The organism is Spongiibacter sp. (genome assembly GCF_041602295.1).
Classification (GTDB): Bacteria; Pseudomonadota; Gammaproteobacteria; order Pseudomonadales; family Spongiibacteraceae; genus Spongiibacter.
On record NZ_JBFIGO010000096.1, the window covers coordinates 1 to 10326 of the forward strand.

Sequence of the window (10326 nt, forward strand, 5' to 3'; positions counted from 1 at the left end):
AGTTGATACAGCGCATTCCACAGCCCCTGCGGCAGGGAAAAATTATAATGAATACCGGCAATGGTCTGCATCTTGCGGCCGTAGCGGTGGCCCAGGCCGAGGCGGTAGCGACTTTTCATGGTGGCCGAGTGGCTGCTGCCGTATTGCGCGACCGGAATCTCTGCGTCGGCGGGCAGGCGACAGGGCATGCTGGCATTCCACAACAGCTCAGCGTCCAGGCTGCGGCTGGCAAAGCGGTGAATGCTGTTCAGCTCGGCCAGCGTATCGTCAATGCTGTCACTAACCGGGGTGATAAACTCCAACAGCGCCTCGGAAAAATCCGTGGTAATCGACGGATGGCAGAGCGGCGAGCCAAAGGCGTCGGGGTGCCGGCGGCGCGACAACAGGCCGTCACTGTCGACACGCAAGCTCTCTTTTTCGATGCCGCGACGAATCGCCCTCAACAGACTGCGCTGTTCAGGCTGCGCCAAAAACGCCAATCTTTGCTCAAAACTTGTAGCCAAATATCTATCCTCGGCGGGGCTCGAAAAGGCCGACCAGTGTAATTCCGCCATCTATCGTGAACAAGCTTTGCAGGCTGGGGTATTGCCGTCCTACACTGAGACAGCCAAATCACTACCGCATACCGCCAGGGAGTTTTCGCAATGAGCCTACCCCAGCCCGGCATCTTTGCCGAGGGCAGCCAAAGCCATTTTTTCCTCGAGTTTCAATTACTAGACGGTGTCGGCGACGGCGCGTTACACACCGCGGTGGCGGCTGCCATAACCGCACTGCAGCCGCTGGATGGCCGCCAGCTGCATGTCCTGTGGGCCTTTGGCAGCGACTGCTGGGCGCGCCTCAGCCCGCTGCGCCCGGCCGGCCTCAAGGCCTTTACCGCCGTCGGTGAGGGCGCGACACAGGCGCCCGCCAGCCAGCGCAGCATACTGTTGTGGCTGCACGGCAACGACCCCAGCACCCAGCTGGACGCCGCCATTGCCGCCACCGAGCAACTCGCCGCCGTGGCCAGTTTGGCAGTGGAGGTCAAGGGCTTTGTCTACCACGACTCGCGCGATCTCAGCGGTTTTATCGACGGCACCGAAAATCCCAAGGGAGAGGGCCGCCAAAAAGTCGCGCTGATTGCCGACGGCCAAGTCGGCGCCGGCGGCAGCTTTGTACTGTCACAGCAATGGCAACACCAGCTGAAAGCCTTCCGCGCACTGCCACAGCAAGAACAGGAAAAAGTCATCGGCCGCAGCAAGCCCGACAGCGTCGAGCTGGACGCCGAGCACATGCCCAGCAACGCCCATGTCAGCCGCAGTGACGTGAAGATTGATGGCCGCCCGCAAAAATTATATCGGCGCAGCGTGCCCTATGGCGGCGTGCAGCAGCACGGCCTGTACTTCCTGGCATTTAGCGGCGAGATCGAGCGCTATGACCACATCTTAGCCAGCATGTTTGGTCAAACCGAAGACCGCATCGTCGACCGCCTGACCGAATTTTCCCGCCCGCTGAGCGGCAGCTATTGGTTTGCGCCCTCGGCTGCGGAACTTTCTGAGTTGGCGACACACTAATCTCTCGAAGTCTCCTACTCTAGGTAATTTGGGCGCCCGCGCGGCGCCCTTTTTTTTGCGCCGCCGCCCGACAGCGGGCCCGGCCCTAGACCAGCGCGCCGATCATCGCCTGGCGAATGGTCGATACCATGGCGCGCACAGCGGCCATACGCGAATAATTCGGCCGCACCAACAGGCAGATTTCCCGGCTCGGCACCGGCTTGCGAAACGGCACATAGCGCAGGCCCTGCTGCTCGTCTGCCAAGCGCACCGCCAGCTGCGGCATCAGCGTCATGCCCAGCCCGCTGGCCACCATATAGCGCAGGGTTTCCAGGCTGGTTGCCTGAAAGCGCGGGTCCTCCTTGGCGCCGGCGGTAAAGCAGTAGTCCAGAGTTTCATCGCGCAGGCAGTGGCCGTCCTCTAAGGTCAACACCGCCTGGCCGTCCAGATCGCTGAGCGCCGCCTGCTTTAATTTGGCCAGCGGCTGATCGCGGGGCGCCGCCAGCACCAGCGGCTCGCGGTAAAGCTGGTAGCGCTCGACATGCTCAATGCTGTCCAGCCAGGACAGAATCACCACATCCAGCTTGCCCTCGTCCAATTGCTGCAGCAGCACATGGGTCTGGTCTTCGTGAAGATAGAAATTGATGTCGGGCAGCTCGCGGCCCAGCGGCGCCATAATATGTGGCAGCAAATAGGGCGCCACCGTGGGGATCAGACCCAGCTGAAAGTCACCGGACAGCGGCGCCGACAGCGCCCGGGCGCTGCTTTCAAAATCGTCGGCGGCGCGCAGCACCGCCCGGGCGCGGGCTATCAGCGCCTCGCCTGCCGGGGTCAGCAACACCCGTTTGCGGTGGCGCTCGAACAGCGCCAAGCCCAGCTGCTCCTCCAGCTTCATAATCTGCCCGCTCAGGGTGGGCTGGCTGACAAAGCAGGCTTCGGCGGCGCGGCCAAAGTGCTGGTGACGGGCAACGGCGTCCAGATATTGCAGATCGCGAAGTTTAATCATGGGGCCTCCTGTTGAGGCTCCAGACTAGCATAGGTAATACCTATCGTAATAATCCGAACGATCGATTAGAGGCCCATTCTGTTGCGCCGTAGTATCACTCCTGTCTTCAAGGCATCGACCTTAACTGCAAACAGGAGAGCAACTATGTTCCCAAGCATTATCAATACCCAAGTCCAGCCCTTCAACGCCACCGCCTTTCACAACGGCGATTTCATCGAGGTCAGCGACGCCGACCTGCGCGGCAAGTGGTCGGTAGTGATGTTCTACCCCGCCGACTTCACCTTTGTCTGCCCCACTGAACTGGGCGATATGGCCGACCACTACGCCCAGCTGCAGGAAATGGACGTGCAAGTGTACTCGGTATCCACCGACACCCACTTTACCCACAAGGCCTGGCACGACAGCTCCGACACCATCGGCAAGATCCAATTCCCGATGATCGGTGACCCCACCGGCAAGATCTCGCGCAACTTTGGCGTGATGATCGAAGAAGATGGCCTGGCGCTGCGCGGCACCTTTGTGATCAACCCCGAGGGCGAGATCAAAGTCGCCGAACTGCACGACCTCGGCATCGGCCGCTCGGCCAAGGAGCTGCTGCGCAAGGTGCAAGCCGCCCAGTACGTCGCCGAGCACGACGGCGAAGTCTGCCCCGCGGCCTGGCAGCCCGGCGAAGACACCCTGTCGCCGTCACTGGACCTGGTCGGCAAGATCTAAGGCCGGCCACCGTCACGCGACCCGCGTCCCTCAAGGGGCGCCCACCCATTTCACTCTGCGGGAGTCACCATGTTAGACGCGACAATGAAACAACAACTTGCCAGCTACCTGACGCACCTCAAAGCGCCCGTGGAACTGGTCACCTACCCCAGCGACGGCGACGCCTCCCGGCAGCTGGCCCAGCTGGCCGACGACATCGCCGCGCTGTCCGACAAGATTCAGCTCAGCCGCGACGAGCACAGCGAGCTGCGCCGCCCGGCGATGGGCGTGCGCTCAAGCACGCAGCCCACCGAGCTGCGCTTTGCCGGCATTCCGCTGGGCCACGAATTCACCTCGCTGGTGCTGGCGATACTGCACAGCGGCGGCCACCCGATGAAAATCGACGACGGCCTGATAGAACAGATCCGCACACTGGAGGGCGAACTGGTATTCGAAACCTTTGTGTCGCTGAGCTGCCAGAACTGCCCTGACGTGGTTCAGGCACTGAATATGATGGCCGCCATCAACCCCAATATCCGCCACGAAATGGTCGACGGCGCGCTGTTTCAAGAGGAGGTGGACAGCCGAAACATCATGGCGGTGCCCGCGGTGTTTCTCAACGGCCAGCCCTTTGCCCAGGGCCGCATCAGCCTGCAGGACATAGTCAAAAAAGTGGACAACAAGGCCGAGGCGCGCAGCCTGAACGCCCTGAAACACAAAGACGACTTCGACATGCTGGTGGTCGGCGGCGGCCCCGCTGGCGCCTCGGCGGCGGTGTACGCGGCGCGCAAGGGCATTCGCACCGGCGTGCTGGCCGAGCGCTTTGGCGGCCAGCTGCTGGACACCGTCGCCATTGAAAACTTTATCTCGGTCACCGACACCCAGGGGCCGCAGCTGGCGGCCAATTTAGCCGCCCATGTAGAGCACTACGACGTCGAGGTAATGGAAGGCCACCGCGCCCGGTCATTGCGTGTCGGCGACGACGGCCTGATCGCCGTCGACGTTGGCGGCGCCGTGCTGCGCAGCAGGGCGGTGATGTTAGCCACCGGCGCTCGCTGGCGCGAAATGAACGTGCCCGGCGAACGCGACTACCGCGGCAAGGGCGTGGCCTACTGCCCGCACTGTGACGGCCCGCTGTTTAAGGGCAAGTCGGTGGCGGTTATCGGCGGCGGCAACTCCGGCATTGAAGCCGCCATCGATCTGGCGGGCATCGTCGAGCACGTCACCGTACTGGAGTTTGACAGCGCCCTGCGCGCCGACGAGGTATTGCAGCGCAAGGCCCGCTCGCTGGCCAATATTGACATCGTGCTGAATGCGCAAACGACCGAGGTCAGCGGCGACGGCGACAAGGTCACCGGCCTGCACTACCGCGACCGGGTCAGCGGCGACAGCAAACAGCTGGCGCTGGCCGGCATCTTTGTGCAGATCGGCCTGGTGCCCAACACCGAGTTCCTGCAGGGCAGTGTCGAACTGAACGAACGCGGCGAGATTGTGGTGGGGGCGCGCGGCGAAACCTCGCTGCCGGGGGTCTTCGCCGCCGGCGATGCCACCACCAGCCCCTACAAGCAGATCGTGGTGGCCATGGGCGACGGCGCCAGCGCCGCACTGGGCGCCTTCGACTACTTAATTCGCCACTCGGCGACGAACCAGCCCAGCCAGGCCGCCTGAACGCCCAGCTGACCAGCCCCGCCCGCCGGGGCTTTTTTTACGACTTGCCGGCCTGCGTTTTTGCCACCCAGTCTTCCAGCAGCGAGGCATTGAGGTCATTTTTGCGAAATGCCACATCGGCAATATCGCCAACCACCGGCACACTGCCCAGCAAAAAATCCAAGCCGATATTGCCCAGCATTCTCATTAGCAAGCCGCGCGGCGCGCCGAGCTGGCGCGCCTGCCAGACGATGGCCAGCCCGAGCAGGGCGCCCAGCACATCCCCCGCCACCGGCAGCAGCCCCAGCAGTGAATCCAGGCCAAAGCGCCAAGGGGTATAGGGAATGCGCCAGGCGCCGTCGAGCAGGGTAGCGATTTGACGGCTGCGCCGCAGCCGCCGTGCAACCTCATGGTCAATCATTAACGGCCACTACTTCTTGGCGATAATGTAGACCGCGTGAATGATGCCCGGCAGATAGCCAAACAGGGTAAGAATAATATTGATCCAGAAGTGCTTGCCGATACCGACCTGCAAAAACACCCCCAGCGGCGGCAGTAAAATGGCAAAAATAATACGAATAATATCCATGAAAGCTCCCGGCGTTGGCGCTGCCACACGGCAGCTGTGACCTAAGGTAGCACAGAACTGAAAAACTAAAAGCGGCGCTGAGCGCCGCTAATCAATCCAACTGCAACAGCGATACCCTGCGCCGAGTCGGCTAGAAGCGCAGACGCCCTTCCAGATAGTAGGAGCGGCGCGGCTCCAGCGTGCCGCGATAGCCGCCGACATCCAGCACCGTGGGCGAGCCGATACCAATGGTCATCTCATCGGTAATATTCTTGCCGACCAGCGCCAGCGACCACTGGCCGTTGATCTCGCCCAGCGCCAGGCGCGCATTAAACTTGGTGTAGGCTGCCTGAAGACCGCGCGGGTCGAGGTCGCCCGAGGTGAAATGGCTGTCTTTAAACGAGGCGTCGGCGGTGAAGTCCAGCATCAAGTCGCCCGGCATCGGCATACTCACGGTGCCCGACAGGGTCGCCGTCCACTCCGGGGTTTGCTGGTTTTCCTTGCCGCTGAGGTCGCAAATATCCTCTTCGTCGGTGGCCACACAGGGGCCCTCGGTGTACTCCAGCCACTCGAAGTCGAGATAGGCCAGCGAGCCGCTCATCATAAACCACTCGCTCAGCAACCAGCGGCCGTCCAGCTCCACGCCCTTGGTCAGGGCGCTACCGGCATTGGACACCACAAAGCCCGCCACGCCGTCGAACACGCTGACCTGCATCTCCTCGTATTCCACGTGGTAAATCGCCACGTTCAGCTCGGCAGCGCCGTCGGCCAGACGCATTTTGCTGCCCAGCTCAATGGCGTCGGCCACCTCGTCTTCAAACTCGAAATTGCTGCCGCCGCCGCCCGGCCCCTCGTTGGCGTTGTTATTGCGCGCATCAAAGCTGCCCGACTTGGCGCCGCGGGTCAGCGTGGCGTAGGTCATAATGTCTTCGTTAACATCCCACTGCACATTCACCGACGGCAGGGTCACGCCCACTTCGCGGCGGCGCTGCAATTTGTGCTCCTCGATGTTCAGTGCGCCCAGTACCGCTGCGGTTCCCGGGTCAACGTCATTGCGGGTGCCCGCTTGATACAGGAACAGTTCGCGGAAGCCCTCTTTCTCCTCGTTGACATAGCGCAGCCCCAGGGTGGTGCGCAGCGACTCATTCCAGTTAAACGTCACCTGGGCAAAGGTCGACCAGGCCTCGCTGTCCATGAAAAAGTCTTTTTCCAAATCGGCCTGCACATTGACCTGGGTATTGATCAAACAGCCCACGGGATCGCGACCGGCATCGGCCAGCGCGCCGTTGCGCACCTTCAGCGGCGTCTGCTCAAAAAAGGTCATCTCCCCGGTTTGGTAAAAGGCGCCAACGATGTAGTCGATAAACTCGCCACCCGGCGAGGTAAAGCGAAACTCCTGGCTGCGCTGGTCGTACTCTTCTATACCCAGCAGCGGCACAGTGTCGAAACTGCTGGAGTCGCCGTCGAACAGATCCTCCGACTCAAAACCCGTAGCGGCGGTGACCGAGCTCAACGTACCGGCGGCAAAATCGACATCGACATTCAGCGTGGCATTGTAATTGTCGATCTCGGCGTACTCTTTGGCGTCGGCGTTCTTGATGCCGTCCAGCTTCACGTTTTCGCCGCTGCAGCCGGTCAATGCGCTCTCGTGGGTGGTCTCAAACTGGCGGCCGCCCTGCTTGCGATTGGTTTTTTCCAGTTTCAAACTGGTGGTGATATCGTCGCTGGGCACCCAGCCAAAGGTAATCCGCCCGGAAAACTCCTCCACCCCCGGCTCGTCGCGGTTCACCGCCGGGTTTTCATTAAACATATAACCGTCTTCATCGCGGCTGCGCAGCGCCGCGCGCACCCCAAAGGTATCGCTAATCGGCATCGACAACATGGCCGACAACTCGCGCTGGCCATCCGGCCCGCCCTGCATCGCGCTGAAATCCGCCTCCAGCTCGTCGCCCGGCTTGGCGGCAATCAGACTCAGCGCGCCGGCAATGGCGTTTTTGCCAAACAGAATCGACTGCGGCCCGCGCAGCACCTCCACCCGCTCCAGGTCCATAAACGCGCCCCGCGTCTGGTGCGGCCGCCCCAGATGCACGCCGTCAGAGAAAATCCCCACCGACAGCTCAAAGCCCTGGTTAGAGCCCGAGCCCACCCCGCGCATATACACATTGGGAATCAAGCCGCCCTCAACCAACTTAAAATTGGGCGTGTAGTCAGACAGGTCACTGAGGTTTTCGATACCGGCCTTCTTCAGCTTGTCGCCGTCCAGCGCGGTCACCGACACCGGCACATCCGACAGTGACTGCTCACGCTTTTGCGCCGTCACGATCACTTCTTCAAGCTGAAGTTGTTTCTTTTCGGGGGTTTCAGATTCGGCGGCCAGCGCCGGCGGCAGGGTCATCAAGGCGCCAAACGTCAGCGCAACAGCGGCGTTTTTCTGCATATTTCGTCTCGCTTTTATCATTATTAAATGGCGATTACGTCTGTAAAGCAGTATTACACTCTGGCTATTTTTTGTCCATTAGTGCGGTGCCCGCACGCCTAACTCACCGCCTTAGGCTTTCTCGCGGTATAAATGGAAATTGTGCCCGTGGCACTGGCCACCACCTCGACCTCGTCGATATCGACAAAACCCAGCGACGCCATCAACTGCGGCAGGCAACCTTCGGCGTTAGGCTGAGTATCGCGATAGCCGTCGAGCAGCTGCACCGTGCAGCGAAACAATGCCTTCATCACCCAGCTGCGCTGCTGGCCATAGTCGGCGATGCACAACCGGCCACCCCCATCCAACAACTGATACATGGACTGCAGAATATTGCGCTTTTCCGCCAGCGGCGTCTGGTGCAACACCAAGGTAGACACCACCTTTGAAAACCGGCCCAAGCTTGCACACTGCGCTGGCGAAACAAAGCCCCGATGCAACACAACCGTCGCCCCCGCCTGCTGCGCCTTGCGTTGGGCAATCGCCAACACCGCCTCATCGGGATCAATGCCGTGTAGCTCCAGGTCGGCACACTGCGATGCCAGCTGCAGCAGCAAACTGGCGGTGCCGCAGCCCACATCCAAAATACGTTCGCCGGCGCGCGCATCCAAATGCCGCAGCACTGCCGAGCGCCACACCAACTCGCGGGTGAGCAGTCGCAGCACCGGATCATACAAGGGCGTTAGCGCCGCATAGGCCAGGGCCGGCGTAAAACGTTTCTCACTCATTGGGCTTACCCCCTATGCGCTGACCACCCAGCCGAATTACGACTCGCCGCCCTCATCTAAGCTGTGCAGCGCGCGCTGCAGCAGATAAACACTCAGCGCGGCCAGTGAGCCGACCACCGCCACCACCGAGCCCGCCGTTTTCGCCGCACTCACTTCTTTTACGTGCAGCGCCTCGATGCGGTCCAGCGAGATCCGCTGCCCGCCGCCGACAATTTCTGTCTCGCTAAGCTCAAGCACTTTAAAGCGAAACCAGCGGCCGTTAACATGCAGCACCTCCACCGTGTCGCCCACCGTCACCGTCTCGTGAATCGCCGCCGGCGACACCGTCTGCAGCGGCCGCATAGTGGAGCACGCCACCAGCGACACCATTAACAGCGTTGCCAGCACCGACCGCAAACACCGGCTGCACAAACCCTCATCCATGAGAACTGTCCTCGCTAACTAGCCAAGCTTTACTTAAGCCCGCCCTGCCGAAAGCATCCACCGCTCCACCAGCAGCAAATACAGCGCGGCAATGGCCAAACCGCCAAACTCCCGCGCCGCCTCCACATAGGGCTTCTCCGCCATCATCTGCCCATAGATAGACGAATAATCCTGCGCCGCCATGTAATCCACCGCCCCCGGCGCCGACATCAACAAGCCCGCCAGCACCATACCCAAGGCAATTCGCGAAACTGGCGCCGAGTGCTTGCCAACAAAACCGCTCCCCGCCAGCCCGGCCACCGCCGCATAAACCGTAAACCAGTACAGCGGATCGGGATCGTTCAACTGAATCACCGCCATCGTTAAAAACAGCAACACCGCAACGGCGTGAACAAACTTCAAGCGAATACTCCCTCTAACAATCATCGAACAGATCGCCCAGACCCGCACGGCCCGAACGCCGGCACAGGGCAGGGCGCCGCAAGCACAGTCACTTGTACCCGACCTAAGCCCCTAGAAACAATAAGCAACAACGCCCAGCACCAGAAGCGACGCAACTGACACCATCATCTTTTTACTCTCGCGACTGAACGCCGAAAAGACCGGCGCCTTGTGAACCACAAGGCTAAGCAAAGTGTATGAGACAAGAAACAATACCAAGAAAAGCATTAGGTGATTACTTGCCGCTTCCATTGCACTTTTTGCAGATTCACTCATCCCTGAACTCCCTTAAACTAATCCGCCGAGGCAGGCTGGCGAGCACTGGCCCACAGGCGGCAACAAACACACCGAGCCGACCCGGCGCCTGGTAAATTCACTCACCGGCTCAGACCCATGCCGTGCAAACTCTTCGGGGTATTTTCTTCCAGTAATTTCACCTGCTCCGGACTCAAACTCACAGGCTCCAACACACCAGCGAAATAAAAACCTATAACCACCACCACAAATATCAGGCCCAACAGCCTCCAACAGCTCCCGGACGCTTTATTGGCAGAGGACGTCGAGAGCAGCCTTTCATTGGGATAACGCTTGAAATGCGACTCCGGGTCCCTCTCCCTTTTTCGCTGCCTCTTCCCCAAGGCTCTACTCCTACGATGCTCAAGTGATTAACGCCGTAAGCAAGCGCGTAAAAACCGGAGCAAAGGGAGGCTCCCCCCAAAAAGTAGACGCCATAGTTACTGTGCCCGCGCCGCCATCTTTTCATACTCATTCGGCATCGTATATCCCAATGCCGAGTGCAGACGCTGAGTGTTGTA

12 protein-coding genes and 1 pseudogene are annotated in these 10326 nt (G+C 60.7%); 3 read left to right on the plus strand and 10 right to left on the minus strand.

The window, feature by feature from the left end; translation table 11 throughout:
* A pseudogene (locus ABYM29_RS12865) lies at positions 1–503 on the minus strand (glutamate--cysteine ligase); the annotation flags it as partial.
* A 141-nt stretch (positions 504–644) separates the two neighbouring features.
* Here ABYM29_RS12865 and ABYM29_RS12870 point away from each other — a divergent pair.
* Positions 645–1550 carry a Dyp-type peroxidase gene (locus tag ABYM29_RS12870; RefSeq protein ID WP_372865176.1) on the plus strand — a complete coding sequence of 302 codons (906 nt, stop codon included), beginning with the start codon at positions 645–647 and terminating at the stop codon, positions 1548–1550.
* Between the two features lie 85 nt (positions 1551–1635).
* Here ABYM29_RS12870 and oxyR read toward each other — a convergent pair whose 3' ends face one another.
* Positions 1636–2535, minus strand: a complete 900-nt coding sequence (gene oxyR, locus ABYM29_RS12875) for a DNA-binding transcriptional regulator OxyR (protein WP_372865177.1) — start codon at positions 2533–2535, stop codon at positions 1636–1638.
* Between the two features lie 144 nt (positions 2536–2679).
* On the opposite strand from oxyR, the gene ahpC reads away from it, so the two are divergent.
* Both ahpC and ahpF read left to right on the plus strand, forming a co-directional pair.
* Positions 2680–3249 carry an alkyl hydroperoxide reductase subunit C gene (gene ahpC / locus ABYM29_RS12880; RefSeq protein WP_372865178.1) on the plus strand — a complete coding sequence of 190 codons (570 nt, stop codon included), beginning with the start codon at positions 2680–2682 and terminating at the stop codon, positions 3247–3249.
* Positions 3250–3318: 69 nt separating this feature from the next.
* Positions 3319–4896, plus strand: coding sequence for an alkyl hydroperoxide reductase subunit F (gene ahpF / locus ABYM29_RS12885; protein ID WP_372865179.1), 1578 nt, complete (start codon positions 3319–3321; stop codon positions 4894–4896).
* Between the two features lie 37 nt (positions 4897–4933).
* Here ahpF and ABYM29_RS12890 read toward each other — a convergent pair whose 3' ends face one another.
* From ABYM29_RS12890 to ABYM29_RS12925, 8 genes are all read right to left on the minus strand, one after another.
* Positions 4934–5296 (minus strand): DUF4112 domain-containing protein, encoded by a 363-nt coding sequence (locus tag ABYM29_RS12890; protein ID WP_372865180.1) that lies wholly within the window; start codon positions 5294–5296, stop codon positions 4934–4936.
* Positions 5297–5305: 9 nt separating this feature from the next.
* Positions 5306–5464, minus strand: coding sequence for a YqaE/Pmp3 family membrane protein (locus ABYM29_RS12895; RefSeq protein ID WP_036255757.1), 159 nt, complete (start codon positions 5462–5464; stop codon positions 5306–5308).
* Between the two features lie 130 nt (positions 5465–5594).
* A complete protein-coding gene (locus tag ABYM29_RS12900; RefSeq protein WP_372865181.1) occupies positions 5595–7880 on the minus strand; it encodes a TonB-dependent receptor in 2286 nt (761 codons plus the stop codon).
* Between the two features lie 98 nt (positions 7881–7978).
* The gene (locus ABYM29_RS12905) at positions 7979–8647 is read right to left on the minus strand and encodes a class I SAM-dependent methyltransferase (RefSeq protein WP_372865182.1); all 669 of its coding nucleotides are present in this window, start codon (positions 8645–8647) and stop codon (positions 7979–7981) included.
* Between the two features lie 36 nt (positions 8648–8683).
* Positions 8684–9070 (minus strand): hypothetical protein, encoded by a 387-nt coding sequence (locus ABYM29_RS12910; RefSeq protein ID WP_372865183.1) that lies wholly within the window; start codon positions 9068–9070, stop codon positions 8684–8686.
* 33 nt (positions 9071–9103) lie between these two features.
* The gene (locus ABYM29_RS12915) at positions 9104–9472 is read right to left on the minus strand and encodes a transmembrane 220 family protein (RefSeq protein ID WP_372865184.1); all 369 of its coding nucleotides are present in this window, start codon (positions 9470–9472) and stop codon (positions 9104–9106) included.
* A 111-nt stretch (positions 9473–9583) separates the two neighbouring features.
* A complete protein-coding gene (locus ABYM29_RS12920) occupies positions 9584–9787 on the minus strand; it encodes a hypothetical protein (RefSeq protein ID WP_372865185.1) in 204 nt (67 codons plus the stop codon).
* Positions 9788–9888: 101 nt separating this feature from the next.
* Positions 9889–10029: a hypothetical protein gene (locus ABYM29_RS12925; RefSeq protein WP_372865186.1), complete on the minus strand. Its 141-nt coding sequence runs from the start codon at positions 10027–10029 to the stop codon at positions 9889–9891.
* Positions 10030–10326: the final 297 nt, after the last annotated feature.

Excerpts from the sequence above, each read along its gene's own strand:
- ABYM29_RS12890 (WP_372865180.1), bottom strand. The coding sequence starts at position 5,296 with ATGATTGACCATGAGGTTGCACGGCGGCTGCGGCGCAGCCGTCAAATC.
- ABYM29_RS12905 (WP_372865182.1), bottom strand. The coding sequence starts at position 8,647 with ATGAGTGAGAAACGTTTTACGCCGGCCCTGGCCTATGCGGCGCTAACG.
- ahpF (WP_372865179.1), top strand. The coding sequence starts at position 3,319 with ATGTTAGACGCGACAATGAAACAACAACTTGCCAGCTACCTGACGCAC.
- oxyR (WP_372865177.1), bottom strand. The coding sequence starts at position 2,535 with ATGATTAAACTTCGCGATCTGCAATATCTGGACGCCGTTGCCCGTCAC.
- ABYM29_RS12920 (WP_372865185.1), bottom strand. The coding sequence starts at position 9,787 with ATGAGTGAATCTGCAAAAAGTGCAATGGAAGCGGCAAGTAATCACCTA.
- ABYM29_RS12895 (WP_036255757.1), bottom strand. The coding sequence starts at position 5,464 with ATGGATATTATTCGTATTATTTTTGCCATTTTACTGCCGCCGCTGGGG.
- ABYM29_RS12910 (WP_372865183.1), bottom strand. The coding sequence starts at position 9,070 with ATGGATGAGGGTTTGTGCAGCCGGTGTTTGCGGTCGGTGCTGGCAACG.
- ABYM29_RS12900 (WP_372865181.1), bottom strand. The coding sequence starts at position 7,880 with ATGCAGAAAAACGCCGCTGTTGCGCTGACGTTTGGCGCCTTGATGACC.
- ahpC (WP_372865178.1), top strand. The coding sequence starts at position 2,680 with ATGTTCCCAAGCATTATCAATACCCAAGTCCAGCCCTTCAACGCCACC.
- ABYM29_RS12870 (WP_372865176.1), top strand. The coding sequence starts at position 645 with ATGAGCCTACCCCAGCCCGGCATCTTTGCCGAGGGCAGCCAAAGCCAT.